We start from the raw sequence: 14,639 nt of genomic DNA, 5'->3' as shown, positions 1-14,639 counted from the left end.
CGATCGTCAGGAGAGGCAATGCGCAGCGCAGAGGAGCGACAGGAGTTGGGCGCGGGTTACCCGTCGTTCGTCGATGGGATCCCAGAGAGCGACTGGCCCCATCTCCGTCTCGACGGGGAAGATCAGCGGCTGATCCGGAGCAAACGGGGCGAGCACAACAGGCTAGGTTTCGCGGTGCAGCTGACGGTCCTGCGCTTCCTGGGCCGGTTCCAGACCGACCTGGAGAGGATCCCTGAGGACCTGGTGCTGCGCGTGGGCGAGCAGCTCGGCATCCCCGACCCTCTCGCCAAGATCAGCCTCTACGGAAAGAACGGCGACACCGTTCGAACCCACGCCCGAGAGATTAGGCAGGAATACGGCTGGTCTCCCTTCGCGGAGGGGGAACCCAAGCTCGTAGCCTGGTTGGAAGACCGGCTGAAATACACCACGGACGGGCCGAAGGCGATGACGCTCCAAGCGTTGGTCTGGCTTCGCGAGCACCGTGTCCTGCTCCCCAGCTACTCGACGCTGCGTGACCTGGTGGTGCTCTGCCGCAGTAGGGCCGAGGATGCCGTGTCGAAGGACCTCGTCGCCAAGCTGACCCAACAACAGGTCGGCATCACCGACTGGTTGATGGAGGTTCCCGCGAGCGAGCGCACGAGTCGTCTGGATCGGTTGCGTCGAGGTGTCGGAACGCCCTCGTGGGCGAACTTCGAGAAGGCGCTGTCACGCGCGGACGAGGTCCGCGGTCTCGGGTTCGCTGATGTGGATGTCTCGTCCATCCCAGAGCGCAAGTTGACGCAGCTGGCGGACCATGCCTTGACCGAGCGAGTGCCGCGCCTGAAGGAGCAGAGCGGCAAACGAGCTGCGGTACTTGCGGCCATCAAACGCCTGGAGACGAGCGCCCTGGACGATGCCATCGACATGCTCGACAAGCTGATTAGCGAGTGCTTCATCGTCAGACCCAAGAGGTGGGCCGACAAGGCCCTCGTCGATGCCTACCCGAAGTTCGCCCCTGACGGCACGCTGACGGCGCAGGCCCTGCTCGCCGTCCTGGAGTTGGTGGCGGAGTACGTCGATCACGACACCGGCGAGGTGACAGACCCCTACACCGACACCGACACTATGCGAGCAGCGCTGGAGACGGTCGCCGACCGAGACACTCTCGTCAGGGCTGCCAAGAACCTCCTGGAGTACATGCCTGCCCAGGGCTCCGACACCGACGAGGCCCGTCGTGCCAAGGCGCTGGAACGATTCCGAGACGTGCGGAAGCTCGTACCCGTCCTTGTCGAGAGGGTGCGCTTCGGTGCGACCTCAGCGGGGCGGGCTGCCCTCACCGCGCTCCATGCTTTGCCTCATCTCCTGGATCGCGAGGACCTCCGACCCGATGACATCGACACGACGCTGTTGAAAGGCTCCTGGGATCGTCTTGTGCGGGGTGGTCCGGAGCAATCTGAGGGCACAGTGAATCTGCCGGCGTACGCCCTGTGTGTGCTGGAGACTTTCCACCGGCAACTGTGCAAGCGCGAGATCTTCGTTCACGGCTGTTCCCGGTGGGGAGACCTGCGCGCGCGACTCTTGTCAGGTGAGATCTGGGAGCAGGCTCGTCCTGGCCTGCTCAACAGCCTGAATCTACCCGAAGATCCCACCACGTACCTGGACCGTGTCTCCGGGAAGTTGCACGACAGCCTCATGAGAGTTGCCTCTCGCCTGCCCGAAGGCGCCCACATCACCAGCGGCGACTTGACCTTGCCGAAGACGCGCCCACCGCGTACGTCGAACTTGAGCCGACTAGTGGAGAAGATGCTCCCCCGGGTAGAGCTGCCTCAAGTCGTACTGGAGGTCCTCGGTCGAACGGGCGGGATCGCTGCGTTCACCACCCGTAATGGCAATCCGCCGCCCTACGCAGAGTTCGAATTGTCCGTAGCCGCAGTGATGGTCGGGTACGGCTGCAATATCGGCCTCGAAGCCGTCGCGAGCGACGAGAAGGAGGCTCTCGGACACGACCACCTCGTCAGGATCAGCCGCGATTACTTCCGCCCCGAGGTGATCGAGGCATGCACCACCCTCATGCTCGGGGCAGAGTCCGCCACACTCGCCACCATGCAGTTGAACGGAGAACGCCTTGCCTCCGTGGACGGCCTCCACTTCGCCATCCCCACGCCACACCCCGGCCTGCGCATCGCTCCCGAAGGCAGCTCCGAGTTCACGTGGGTAACCGTGTTGACCGAGCAGGCCATCCAGCTGTCCGGGCGCATGGTCAGCGGCCGACCTAGCGCCGCGCTGGAGGCACTCAACACCTTCACCACGTACCGGGACCAACTCGATGCCTCAGGCGCCCGACAGCCTGAAGCCATCGTCGCCGAGGCCGGAACGCACGAGGACCTCGTCTTCGGACTGCTGGCGCTCTCCGGCTACTCCTACCAGCCCACCCCGCAACAAGTCGTCGACGCCAGGCTATGGCGCGTCGACAAGTCGGCGGACTACGGCCCTCTCCAGAACGCGACACGGCGGCACATCGACCTATCGCAGATCGCTGATCACTGGGAAGACATTTTGCGTGTGATCGGATCCATCCATCACGGCGCCGTCAGCGCACACGACGCCCTTCGGATCCTGACCCGCAATGGCAAGCCCACGATGCTCGGATCAGCGATCGCCTCCTTCGGACGCATCGCCAAGACATGCCACTTGCTTCGCCTCTACGACAACCCTGATTATCGTTCGGGGATCGAAGCACAGAGCAGGCTTCACAAGGAACGCTCCGACCTCGCCAGGCGTATCTGCCACGGAATCGACGGGCCCTTCCCTGACTACTACCCCGGCCTGGAAAACCGGCTCGGTATTCTCGGCCTCCTCCTAAACGCCGTGGTCCTCTTCAACACGATCTACATTCAGAAGATCATCGAGAAACTGCGTGCACAGGGCCAGGACATCCCCCACAACGAGCTCCGCGAGCTCTCGAGGCTGATGTACAGCCACATCAACATGCGCGGGCGATTCCACTTCGAGATGCCCACCGAGACCATGTTTGCGATCCCCGACCTCGAACCGGATGCCAACTGAAGGTCGCAGGCCACTTCCACCAGTGGGCCCGCCCTCACGAGGTGCAGAACGGCGAGTCCTCCGCTTCGCCTCGGTGCCGGTGCCTCACCGAGGCGCCGGCACCGCTTCTGCCCGCCATGGTTCACCCGCGCCAGCTCCCGCACGGCAAGTTCATCAACGCCCCAGCGCCGTGTCACCTTCGCTGGTACTGCGGTCAGGGGTTCTCCCTGGACTCTCTCCAACTCAATCGGGCCGGGCCTCTGACCAGCCAGGACACCTGTTAACCCACATACTTGAGATCTTGGTCGCGGAGCAGCAGGACGCAGGGGCTGCCAGAGACGCCGACCTGACGGGCTTCGCCGTCGAGCGCCTTGCTTGGGTGACGAGGGACAACTGAGGTGACGGGCCCTTGAAAGAAAGGGGTGGCCAACAAGGGGCCCGGAGGTACATGCTGGCCTGTTTCCCATGGTGAGGAGAGGCACAGGTGATCCGGCCACTTGAGGAGTTGCGCGCCGCGGACGATCTGTCGTTGGCGTTTAACCCGTATGGACTCGGCGGCCGCATGAGGCCCGAGGACGCTGCGGAGTTCCAGCAGCGGCAGATCGCCGACTGCGACCTGGCGCAGTGCGTCGCGGCAGGGACTCGCGACTCCTTCGAGAGGCTGCGTACCGTCTTCGCCTACGGTGTGCTGTGTTACGACGTGTACACCATGGTCGGCGACCAGGCCCTTCTCATCTACGAGCAGGCGTTGCGCGACCGCTTCATGGAGTGGTGCGCCGGCACCGTTACCTTCCGTCTTCCCCAGGCCTCCGACGTCTCCTACACCGTCACGTCGTACGACGACGTCAAGAAGCGGGCGGACAGGATGACGCGGCAACGTGCGAAGCTGGTCGTCGCCGACCAGGCCATCGAGTTCAACGGGATGCTGCACGGGCTCCGGCTGTGGGCGCGTACGGCGGGTCTGCTCCGCGGTCGGCGAAGCCGTGCGGTCGAAGACGCGCTGGCCAAGCTGCGTAACTACGTTGCCCATCCGTCCGGCCACCATGTCGACACCCCTGTCGGGGCGGCCCGGACGGTGCGGGACCTGGCGGAGCTGATCAACCAGCTGTGGGGGCAGGCCACTCCCGATGGGCGCCTGTACCCGGCGCCTCTGCGTCGGGAGATCGTCGTGCTGAGCTGGAACGGTTCGGGGCGGACACGGATGGAGCCCGCCAGCGCCCTCGCTGTCCCCGACCCCGTGGAAGATCAGGAGAGCGACGACGAGTACCAGCACGTCGTCGTGCGAGCCATCCCGTTCATCCCAGGCAGTCGCTGGAACGATGCTCACTGGGCGGAGTTCGACTCCCGCTACGAGACCACGCGTTTCCCCACGGAGTACCTGTGGGGGCCAGGCACGCGCGAGGAGGCCCGGGCCTGGCTGGAGCAGGAGCGCCCCGACGGGGACAGCGTCGACTTCACCGACCGGGTATTTCTCGTCCAGGACCACGGGCGCCTTCTGCCGCCAATGCGGCCGGCGGTAGCGGCCGGGCTGCCCGACGACGAGCGTGCCGGGGTCTGGCATGCCGTGCGCGCTGACTTTCCCGATGACGCCTTCGCGCACGTCCGAGGCTCCGGAGATCGCAGCGCCGGTCACACCCGCCGCCCCGGAGACTGTCCTGCCTGCTCTGCTGAGTTCCTAGGCTCCGGCACCTACGACGAGGCCCACCGAGCTGCTGCAGTCGCTCTCGGACCGATCCGGGCAGTACAGCTGCCCTCTGTACGACTCCCCTCGTCGACCTTCTGGCCCAACCGACCGTGAGCGGCATACCACGAGGAGACGGTGGCCGCCAACAACACCAGTCCATCGGACATGGTCGCGACTGCGCGCAGAGAGCATGCCAGGCACGATCGGTGCGGGGCATGACGACGTGCCAATCGCCAGCACTCCGTCGCGCCGTGTGGCCGTGTTTCTCCGCGTCGTCATTCGCTTGAGTCGAAGTCTGGCGAGGAGGCAACACGGCTGGCCCTGAGCACCTGGGCAAGGGTCGAAAGCGCTTCGAAGACACCAAGAACCTCGCTAAGGAACTCGAGATAGGTCATCCCGGACGGGTTCTCATCGTTGACAACGCGGCCTGTCTGGAGGTCGTGATGTGCTGTCGCGTGCCCAATCGTGTTCCGGCGGCGGTTGTTGAGCAAGCTTTCGATCGGCTCCCAACCTGGAACTTGTGCCACATATGCGATCTTGTAGGCATTGGGAAGTTTGTCGAACTTGTCGAGGTTCTTGGGGCGCTGCTTCTCGGGTACGCGGTCAGGGTGGACTTCACCGAAGTCGTCAGGGTTACCGCGTTTAACCGAGTTCTGTGCCGCGATGAGCGGCCACAGGCACTTACAGGCGAGTTCGAATCCTTGCTGGTATAGATCCCTCACTAGCGAGAACTCGTCGCGGTACAGCACCAGTTCCTCGAAGGCACTCTTATCGCTCGGCCGGAAGAACCTCTCGAGGAGCCCCATCTCCCAGGACTCGTGATGCTCTATGAAACGGTTGAGTTCGGTGAAGACATCTCGCTCCAGATTCGCTGAGGACTGTCCTCGACGCCGAAAGGTCAGGAGGTGATCCCTGTGGCGTTTGATCGCTGCGGAGTGCTTCCGTGAGAATCGGCCGATGATGTTCGAGCTGGTTGCCCCCGTGGTCCCCGTGATCACCACCGTTGCTGTTCCCATGGCCTGGTAAGCGACAGTCGTTCGCTCGTGGCTCGTGCTCGGTTCCCATGTGAGCCCGAACTGCTGCTGTGCGATGCGAGTGAACATCTTGGTATTACCCTGGAGGTAGTACTGAAACAGCATACGGACCTTGGGCCAGAGGACTCGGCTTGCTTCGAGCGCTGCATGCCGTTCGGACTCGAACTTCATAAAGGCGTCGTCGCCAAGGGCCTGCAGGAGCGTCATCGTCGGGAAGGCCCCGTTCGGGGTATACGAGTCGGCACCGTATAGCGACGGCACAAACGGATTGACCGTCACGACGCGCGTATCGGGAGACTCTGGCGCGGAGCCGCTCACCACCTCACACTCGATGTCGACACGGTGGTTCTGAAACTCAATGCCGGACATCGATCCCCGGATCGACAGTCCGCAATACGGGCACGGCAGATAGAAGCGCGTCCCCCGGGTCGGTTCCACGCCCAGCCGGGCGACGAATACTTCACTACAACCGTGGCACTTGAGGTGATATTGGGAAATCATGGGATCAAGCTACTCTGTCTCGATGCGCCCGTGCACGGAGACCAGCGTGACAGGTAGCTTCTCAAGCATCTAGGAGGAAGCACCCACGGCACTCGGCCTCGACAGCGGCGCTGCCCCGGCGGATCCTCGGGTGCCGAAAGAGGTCGATCTGTCCGGCTCTCCCTGGATACTTGTAAGGCCCTGAGGATCATTCCTTAGGTTCTCAGGGCCTTCGCTTCGGTCGGGTCTGGATCAGTCGGTGATGGAGTGCCTACCTGCGGCGCTCTGAGCGTCTCCCGCCTTGGTACGACGTCGAGAAAGGTAGAAGACTGCACCTCCGGCGAGCAGCAGGGCTGCCCCGCCGACGAGTAGGGCGGTGGTGGTGGAGCTGGAGCCGGTGTTCGCGAGGGAGCCGGTCGGGCCGGCGTCGCCCGTCGGGGAGGCGGAGATGGTGGCGGAGTCGCTGTCGGCCGTGGTGGAGGCGAACGGGGAGGGCAGCGGTCCCTGGGACGAGGAGCCGGTGGAGGGGGAGTTGCTGGGGGTCGGCTGGCTGGAGGCTGACGCGGTGGGCCGGTTAGTCGGCCGCGCGGTCGGCTTCTGAGTGGGCGCCGCCGTGCTGGTGTTGGCGAAGGAGGCCGTGACGGGCTGGCCGGGGACGGCGGTGACGTCGACGGTTAGGGTCTGAGGCCGGTAGCCAGCGGGTGCCTTGGTCTGGGTGACGGTGTAGGTGGTGCCGGCCTTCTTCCCGACCGGGAGGGGGGCCTTGGCGGTGCCGTCCTTGCCGGTGGTCAGGGTGAAGGCACCCTTGTCGTCCTTGGCGCCCTTCGGTACGACATTGGCGACCGTGCCGGCTAGGCCCTTGCCGGTGGCCTTGTCGGTGACCTTGATGGTGAGGGCGGCGGCCTTGTAGGGGTCGGTGATCGGCATGTCGGTGGGTGGTCCGGGGACGATGACGACGTCCTGGTCGGGGACGGTGCCCAGGAGAGGGCTTCCGGAAGTGGTCTCCTTGAGCCGGGCGATACCCGGGGCCAGGCCGGAGCTGGTCAGGGTGCCGTCGCTGCCGGCCTTGCCGTCGGCGATGGTCTTGCCCGTGGTGTCGAGCAGTTGAAATCCGGCGCCGGTGACGGGATTTCCTTCCGGGTTCGTCTTGATGATGCGCAGAGCGCCACTGTCTGGGGCCTCGGCCTTGGTGGACTGGGGTGCAGAGGTGGGAGGCGTCGGGGCCGGGGCAGCGGCCAGGGCGAGGGGGGCGGCGGCGACGGCGGTCGCGGCGGCAAGGGGGAGAACGAGTGTGAGAGGGCGGAGAGACATACGGTCGGATGCTCCAGGCGTCAGCGGAGGTGTCGGGCGGGTTGGACTTCGGGGCCCGGGCCCCGCAGGCATGGGCCCGGGACTGCGGGTCAGCTGTCCGCCGTGTCGGTGCGGCGGCGGCGACTGAGGACGTAGAGTCCGCCGCCGGCGGCGAGGAGACCGGAGGCTCCTGCGATCAGCCAGGGCGTGGTGTTGGCGCCGGTGTGGGCGAGTGAGCCGGACGGCGGGGTCGGGGGCGTGCTCGGCGGGGCCGGCGGAGCCGGGGGCGGGGTGCTGGGGCTCGGCGGCGGGGTGCTCGGGACGGGGTGGTCGGCGAGGGTGACCGCGACGTCGGCGCCAGGCTTCGCGGTGAAGGCGACGGGGGTGGTGTCGAGCTGGTAGCCGTCGGGGGGCTTGGTCTCGGCTGCCCAGTAGCGGGTACCGGCCTTGAGGGTGACGTCGAGGTCGGCCTCGGCGGTGCCGTTCGTGCCGGTGGTCAGCGTGGTGACGACCTTGCCGGGCATGTGCTTGCCGGTCTTGTCCGTCGCGTCGGCCCGGATGGCGATGACCGCGCCCGCGAGCAGCTTGCCGGTGTTCTTGTCGATCTTCTTCACCTCCAGGTCGGCCTTCTTGAACGGGTCGATCAGGTAGATCGGGTTGGCCTGGGCGGTGCGTCCGGCGGTGATGGTGATGGTCTGCTCGGGCACGAGGTCGTGGACGGGGCTGCCGGAGGAGGTCTCGCGCAGGCGGTAGGTGCCGGCCCGGAGCTGGTCGAAGGCGAGGATGCCCTGCTCGTCGGTCTTGCCCGCGGCGACCTTCTTCCCGTCCTTGTCCAGGAGCTCGAAGGCGGCGCCGACCAGGCGGCTGCCCTCGGGGTCCTTCTTCCGGATGGTGACGCCGCCGGTCGCCGCGTCCACGGTGACGGTGGCCGAGTCCTCCGCGTTCGTGGTGCCGCCGGCGAGGAGCATGCGCTGAGCGGCGGGGTTCTTTGGAGTGAGGACCTGCAGGTCGGTGGCGGGCAGGCCGTCGGCCTTCGCGGTGACGCTGGCGGTGCCTGCGGTCTTCGCGGTGAACCCCCACTGGGCGGTGCCGCTCACGCTCGTGGTGACCTTCCCGGAGGCGGTGCCGGAGCCGGACTCCGCCAGCGCGACGGTCACCATCGGCACGGGGGCGCCCGCGCTCGTGGCGACCTTCACGGCGACGGTGACCTTCGTCCCGGCGGTGGTGGTCTTCACCGAGGGAGTGATCGTGAGGGTGTAGGGGCCGGCGAGCCTCTGGGCCTCGGCGATGTAGCCCTGGGCGAGGGTGCGGGCGGTCGGCGAGACGACGGGGTAGGCGAGGCGCTGCTTACCGCGGGCGCCGTCGAGGGCGTACGTGCCGCCGGCCAGGTACTCGTACACGACGGCATCGACCGCTGCCGCCTGCGCGTTCTCGCGGGTCTGCCCGTACTTGCCGATCACGTACGCGGCCTGGGCGAGCCGCTCCTTCGGCACGGTCTTGCCGGTCACCGACGACGTCCAGGACGTCACCGGCCGCGGGGCGCTGTAGCCTCCGGCGTCGGCCGGGCCCTTGCGCTCGGGGTCGGCGCAGTAGGTCTCGGTGTTGCCGTGGACGGCCGGGCCGGGCGGGCCGTATGCGCCGATGTGGCTGGAGGCAGCGTGGCCTTCGGAGTCCGGGATGGTGTAGCCGGGGCCGAGGATCTCGCCGGCCGACGGCGCCGCGGTGGCCGGGGCCGCCAGGAGGGTGCCTGCGGCACACGCGGCGACGGCGACGGCCAGGTGGACGGGGCGAGCAGAGCGAAGACGCATGGAGGTGGGGAAGTCCTGTCGAAGTGGGAGAGGTGGGCAGGCGCGAGTCAGCGGATTAGGGAGACGCGGAGAGCCGAGGACGCCGAAGAACGCGTGCTACCGGCTGCGAGCGGCGCGGGCGGCGGGCCGCGTGGGCACAGCGGCAGGGGCCTTCGGTCCCGTATGGACCGAGGGGGCACCGGGGAACCACAGCTGGACGTACCGGTCGATCGCTGCCCGCAGCGGGGTGACATTGATGCCCTCCCACGGCGGCGCTCCCCTGGGGTGCCAGTCCGTGAAGGTGCCGTGGAGCCCGTCGCCGGGCCTCCAGTCCAACCGCTTGTCTCGGGCGGCGAAGGCACCGTGCTCGGCGAAGTACAGCAACTGGGCGTCGATACGCGCCTGTTCGGGATGGACGACTTCGACACGAAGCGCGTCGTAGCGCTTGTGGTAGCTGGTATCGGCGAAGCTGACGCGCAGCCGGAGGGGCAGGTCGGAGACAGGTCGGGCGTAGTAGGTGTCTCCGACGACGGCCGCCTCCGGGTACGGGAGGGCAAGGTGGCCGGTGAAGAACTGCTCAGCGAACAGGGGCAACTGCGGGGGCTCCTCGTGGTCAGCAGCGGGCGGCGGCGCGGGCGGGCAGCGGTGCCGAGGGAGTGGTGGTACTCCAGCGCGGGACACTGCCGATGGGGTTCGGCGGGCGGACCGCGATCCGGGAGCGGATGTCGCGGGGCGTCGGGGCCGGTGACTTGGGCGCCTCGACCGGGGTGAGCGTGGCATGGGTGGCCAAGCGAGGGTTGAGGGTCTCCCGCCAGCGCGGCACGGGGGCCGGGTCGGTGAAGGCTCGCGCGGTGGCGGCTATCAGGTGGGCCGGTGTCCGGGAGCTGAAGACGATCTCGGCGCGGGTGCCCCATCCGGCGGGCCCGGCCCACAGCGTGATCGCATCATCGGAGTTGAGGTTGACGACGTCGACGGTCGCCCCGGCCTGTCCGTCGGGGGCGTTGACGTGGAGCCGCCCGCGGCCCAGGCCGCCGAGCGTCCAGCCGGCGGCCATCAGCGGCTCGATCGCTCCGGATGGGCGGCCGGCGGCCTCGAGGAACCGGTCGCTGTCCTCTGCCCAGTCCTGGGCGAGCACGGTCGTGAGGGCGCCGACCAGTTCTGCGGGCGTGTTCTGGTTGGCAGTGGCCATCCATCGCGGCGCGGACATCGCGTCGGCTGCGGCGCTGATCGTCCACAGGTCGTAGTCGTCTCCGGCCCAGCCGATCCGGATGCGGTGGTCCGGACTGGTGACGACCAGCTGGTGCGGCCCGTTGCCGAGGTCGTGGCGGGGCCAGTGGGCGACGGGCGCGAAGCCGGCGTCGCCATCGCCGGAGGATCCGGCGAGGTAGCGGGGTGTGACGTAGACGTCACCGTCCACGGGCAGCGGCAAGGACAAGAACATCTCCAGGAGGGATGGGTCAGCGGACGGCGGTAGCGGGGAGCACGGTGCGCGCGGGCGGCACCGGAGGCAGTGCGGTGTCCAGCGGTCGGGGTGTCTGTGCGGCGGAGCGGGCCTCGGCAACCAGTCGCCGCTTAAGGTCGGCCCGGTCCCGGGCCGACAGTTCGATCAGGCCGTCGCCGGTGATGTGCGGGCACAGTCCGGTCACGACACGAGCGGCGGCGGCCGGCTGCTCGTTGACGAGCCGGTCGATGGCCGCCCCGACAGCGCGGCGGCGCAGATCCTCTTCCGGAGCGGTACGGCGGGCTTCGGTTACGGCGGAGGCGTACTGGTGGAGGAGACGCTTGTGTTCGGACTGGCGCTGCCACACGGCGGTGAGGAACCGGCGGGCGTTGAAGATCCTGTACGCGTCGATCTCGGGCATGTCGTACACGCCGTCGGGAAGCGGCCCCAGGGCGGAGTTGCTGGACGCGCGGGCCACGGGCACCGTGAGATCGGTGAGTTCGGCCAGCGCCTGCCCCCAGCGCCGCTGGAGGAGCGGGTGGCGCAGCGCGGCCACGCGTGCGCCCTGGGCCCGGGCGTCGTCGGCGACCAGGCCGCGGAAGGCGACGGGGCCCTTGGCGAGCAGCTCGTCGACCTGCGGTGTACGCGGTGCCGCGAGGTGACCGTCGCGCCACCCCTCCTCGACGGTGTCGAAGACGTCAACAGCAGCCGCGCGAGCAGGGAGCCCCGCGTCCGCGAGCGTCTGGGCGAGGTGCCGGTGGAAGTGATCGGGAAGAGCGTCCACGAGCCAGCTGCGGGCCGTGACGATCACGTCCGTGACCGGCGGTTCGGCGCCGGCCTCCCGCCGTCGTGCTCCGGCATGCCGGGCGGCGGCTTCACGGTTGACCTCGTGCAGGGCGGTGCGGACCCGTCGCAGGAGGCTGGCGGTCCGCGCGGCACGAGCGTCGTGCTGGTAGGTCATCCGCTCGACGCCCACCTGGAGGTCGCCCTCGGCGAACGTGAGGGCGTCGCGCAGCTGCTGGAGGCGTTCGGGGGCCCGGAGGACGGTGTGCTGCGCGGGACGGAGCCGGCCGTCGGCGTCGGCTATCGCGGCCGTGACCAGCTGGTCGAACCGCTCCCCTATATAGAGGGCGAAGGAGTGGTCGTCGAGGGCAGCGACGTCACGTAGGCGCAGACGCTGTCCGTGCCGTATCTCGTCGGTGGGCGGAGTCATGGGGGGTGTTCCTTCTACGGGCGGTGTGAGCGGGACCGGCGAGCGTCAGGCGGTCACGGGGCGGCGTGCGGCGGGGTGGGTGCGGAGCTTGGCAAAGGAGACGGCGAGCCCGAGGGCCTGCAGGACGGCGCAGGCGGTGATGGCGTGGCCGAGCAGGGCGGCCGGGGTGAGGGCGACGAGGGCTCCGGCGATCGGGAAGGGCGCCAGGAGGAGCAGGATGATCAGGCTCAGGGTGCTGCCGAAGACCTCGGCGGGGACCAGGCGGGCGCGCAGAGTGCGCAACACGACGGTCATTCCGGCCTCGCCGGCCATCAGCAGGGCGACCAGGACCAGGAAGACGGTGTAGGTGTCCGCGGCGGCCAGGACGAGGCAGGCGGCGGAGGCGAGGGTGGCGGCTGCGGCGCCGACCGGCCACAGTCCGACATGGTCGATGGCGAGGCGGGCGAGGGCGACCATCGCGAGGGAGGCGACCGCTGCGGCCGACCAGACGAGTCCGACCTGGCTGCTGGTGCCGCCGAGATGCTGGATGACCAGCACGGGGCCGGCGGCCTGGACGAGGCCGATCGCCGTGTTCGACAGCAGCAGGCCGACGCACAACCAGCCCAGGGCGGGCAGTGAACGCAGAGTCCTCCAGCCGGTCTTCATACTCTGAACGACCGGGATAGGCGCCTCCTGCGGCCAGTTCGGGCGCTGGCGCGGGGCGAGCACGGCGCCAAGCACGGAGCAGGCGGCGATCGTCAGGAGCATGCCGGTCGCGCCGACGGACTCCAGCAGGACGCCGGCCAGAGCCGGGCCGGCGAGCGTGGCGCCCTGGTCGATGCCGAGCAGCACGGCTTGGACACGGTGAGCGTGCTCGCCTGCGTCCCGGCTGGCGGCGCCGCCGGCGGTCTCGGCCGCGATGTACGAGAACTCGGTGAGAACGCCGGTGACGGCGGCCAGGGTCATGACGGTGACCACGGCACCGGCGCCGTCGCCGACGGCAGGCAGGAGGGCGGCAGCGGCGAGGACCACCAGGGCGCGGAGGACCGAGGCGATGCGCAGCACCCGAGTGCTGCCGACCCGGTCCACGGCCGCGCCCGCGAGCGCGAACGCCGATAGGCGGGGGAGCCATTCGAGCACGAACGCCAGACCAGTCAGGGCCGCGGACTCGGTCACCGCGAGCACGAGCAGCGGGATCCCGTAGGTGCTCATCGCGAAGGCGCCGGCGTCCGCGGTACGAGGTACGTAGACACCGCGTACGGGGCCGAAGGCCGGGGTGCGGGCGTGGCGGCCGGCCGGTGGCCGGGGCTTGGAGTGCGTACGGGGCATCGGGGGTTTCCGGTGGAAGGGTTCGGTATGTTCAGCGGCCGGTGGGGCGACGGGCCGGGACGCGGCCCACGGCCGGGGCGGGCACGGTGGCGGTCTGGGACACGGCCTTGAAGGCGGTGCAGAGGCCGGTCAGGTGGCGTACGGCGTCGCCGCGGCGGGCGAGGAGCATGTCGATCTGCGGGCCGGTGAGCTGCAGGACGCCGTCGGTGGAGCGGTGGCGGTACTGGTCGCGACCGTCGACGACACGGCTGAGCTGCTCGATGGCGTACTCGGCCTGGGCCTGGAGCCGCTCGTCGATGCCGTCGAGCACATCCGCCTCCTCGCGAATGAGGCGACCGAGGAGGGCTGCCGCCTGTCCACTGGCGGGATCCCGGACCGGAATCCCGCCCAGCAGGGAGCGGACGGTGGCTTCACCGAGTCGGGGCGTTGACCGTCGTGCTCCGGTCACCGGCACGGGCCTGTCGTCGGGGACGAGAACAGGTCAGCCGGCCGCCAGGTCTTCGCGGGGGCCGGGGCAGGCGGCTGGGCGACGGGCACGGCGGTACGCATCGTGTGCCGGGCCTGGTGAGCGGCCCACTGTCCGGACCGGACGGCGGCGGGCAGCCGGACGGTCCCCCACAGGGGATGGTGGCCGGCGTCCGTGTGCGGCCGGCCGGTCGCCCAGGTGGCCACGGCCTGATACACCGGAGCGAGGGCGCGGGCAGCGGCCGTCAGGCTGATCCGCGCCGTGCTGAGCGTGTCCTTGTCCGCTCCAGCCTGGGGGGTGATGGTGACGAGGCGGTCCTCGCTCAGCTTGTACACCGGGTGGTAGACGGCGGCGACGCTGAGGTCGGGCATCGTCTCCTGGTGCAGGGCCGCCATGGTCGAGGGGCCGCGCTCCTTGAGCGCCCACAGCAGCGGGGTGGCGTGCTTGTACGAGATCAGCGCGAGGGCGTCTTCGGCGTTCTGCGCAGCCGGTATCCGCTCCGGCAGCATCTCCACCTGCGTGGTGCCGTTCTTGGTCACCTTCGTCTCGACGAGCTGCTTGTCGAGGTGCTGGTCGCCGTAGGCGGCCAGTGTCTCCAGGGTCGGCAGCAGGGTGCGGCCCCGGTCGGTGAGCCCGTACGTGACGTGCTTGCGGGAGAAGGCGGTGCGCTCGATCAGGCCGGCATTGGACAGCGCGCGAAGGCGGGGCGTGAGCTGGCCGTCGACGAGCCACGGCAGTCGGGCGTTGACCTCGCTGTAGCGCATCGGCTGGGTCTCGGCGGCGAGCGTCATGAGCACCCACACGCTCCAGCGCGGCGCGATCATCTCCAGCGTCTCGACGACGCGGGGCAGGTCGGTGGACGGAACTCGGGCAGCGGCCACAGGAGAACTCCAGACGGGGCGGAGGTACGAG

At 68.8% G+C, this 14,639-nt stretch carries 11 protein-coding genes; 2 read left to right on the top strand and 9 right to left on the bottom strand.

Annotated elements, in window-relative coordinates; all coding sequences use genetic code 11:
- Positions 1-18: 18 nt before the first annotated feature.
- On the top strand, positions 19-3,045 hold the full coding sequence (locus NRO40_RS26225; RefSeq protein ID WP_058945450.1) for a Tn3 family transposase: 3,027 nt from the start codon (positions 19-21) through the stop codon (positions 3,043-3,045).
- 463 nt (positions 3,046-3,508) lie between these two features.
- Positions 3,509-4,822, top strand: a complete 1,314-nt coding sequence (locus NRO40_RS26220; RefSeq protein ID WP_058945451.1) for a hypothetical protein — start codon at positions 3,509-3,511, stop codon at positions 4,820-4,822.
- Positions 4,823-4,983: 161 nt separating this feature from the next.
- On the opposite strand, the gene NRO40_RS26215 is transcribed toward NRO40_RS26220, so the two are convergent.
- The 9 genes from NRO40_RS26215 to NRO40_RS26175 form a co-directional block, all read right to left on the bottom strand.
- Positions 4,984-6,111, bottom strand: coding sequence for a hypothetical protein (locus NRO40_RS26215; protein ID WP_257375521.1), 1,128 nt, complete (start codon positions 6,109-6,111; stop codon positions 4,984-4,986).
- Between the two features lie 363 nt (positions 6,112-6,474).
- On the bottom strand, positions 6,475-7,533 hold the full coding sequence (locus NRO40_RS26210; protein WP_058942136.1) for an MSCRAMM family protein: 1,059 nt from the start codon (positions 7,531-7,533) through the stop codon (positions 6,475-6,477).
- Between the two features lie 89 nt (positions 7,534-7,622).
- Positions 7,623-9,320 (bottom strand): SpaA isopeptide-forming pilin-related protein, encoded by a 1,698-nt coding sequence (locus NRO40_RS26205; protein WP_058942137.1) that lies wholly within the window; start codon positions 9,318-9,320, stop codon positions 7,623-7,625.
- Positions 9,321-9,416: 96 nt separating this feature from the next.
- Positions 9,417-9,893 (bottom strand): hypothetical protein, encoded by a 477-nt coding sequence (locus NRO40_RS26200; protein WP_058942138.1) that lies wholly within the window; start codon positions 9,891-9,893, stop codon positions 9,417-9,419.
- Between the two features lie 19 nt (positions 9,894-9,912).
- Positions 9,913-10,734, bottom strand: coding sequence for a DUF317 domain-containing protein (locus NRO40_RS26195; RefSeq protein ID WP_257375520.1), 822 nt, complete (start codon positions 10,732-10,734; stop codon positions 9,913-9,915).
- Positions 10,735-10,756: 22 nt separating this feature from the next.
- Positions 10,757-11,953, bottom strand: a complete 1,197-nt coding sequence (locus tag NRO40_RS26190; RefSeq protein ID WP_058942140.1) for a hypothetical protein — start codon at positions 11,951-11,953, stop codon at positions 10,757-10,759.
- Positions 11,954-11,998: 45 nt separating this feature from the next.
- Entirely contained in the window at positions 11,999-13,261 is a 1,263-nt protein-coding gene (locus NRO40_RS26185) for an MFS transporter (RefSeq protein ID WP_058942141.1), read from the bottom strand.
- Positions 13,262-13,292: 31 nt separating this feature from the next.
- On the bottom strand, positions 13,293-13,571 hold the full coding sequence (locus tag NRO40_RS26180; RefSeq protein WP_058942142.1) for a hypothetical protein: 279 nt from the start codon (positions 13,569-13,571) through the stop codon (positions 13,293-13,295).
- Between the two features lie 134 nt (positions 13,572-13,705).
- A complete protein-coding gene (locus tag NRO40_RS26175) occupies positions 13,706-14,608 on the bottom strand; it encodes a winged helix-turn-helix transcriptional regulator (RefSeq protein ID WP_058942143.1) in 903 nt (300 codons plus the stop codon).
- Positions 14,609-14,639: the final 31 nt, after the last annotated feature.

Origin of the sequence: Streptomyces changanensis (assembly GCF_024600715.1) — a bacterium.
In the GTDB taxonomy this organism is placed as follows: Bacteria; Actinomycetota; Actinomycetes; order Streptomycetales; family Streptomycetaceae; genus Streptomyces; species Streptomyces changanensis.
This window is presented reverse-complemented; position numbering and strand designations above follow the sequence as displayed.

Coding starts and splice junctions, on each gene's coding strand:
- NRO40_RS26225 (WP_058945450.1), top strand. CDS start 19: ATGCGCAGCGCAGAGGAGCGACAGGAGTTGGGCGCGGGTTACCCGTCG.
- NRO40_RS26215 (WP_257375521.1), bottom strand. CDS start 6,111: ATGTCCGGCATTGAGTTTCAGAACCACCGTGTCGACATCGAGTGTGAG.
- NRO40_RS26210 (WP_058942136.1), bottom strand. CDS start 7,533: ATGTCTCTCCGCCCTCTCACACTCGTTCTCCCCCTTGCCGCCGCGACC.
- NRO40_RS26205 (WP_058942137.1), bottom strand. CDS start 9,320: ATGCGTCTTCGCTCTGCTCGCCCCGTCCACCTGGCCGTCGCCGTCGCC.
- NRO40_RS26190 (WP_058942140.1), bottom strand. CDS start 11,953: ATGACTCCGCCCACCGACGAGATACGGCACGGACAGCGTCTGCGCCTA.
- NRO40_RS26185 (WP_058942141.1), bottom strand. CDS start 13,261: ATGCCCCGTACGCACTCCAAGCCCCGGCCACCGGCCGGCCGCCACGCC.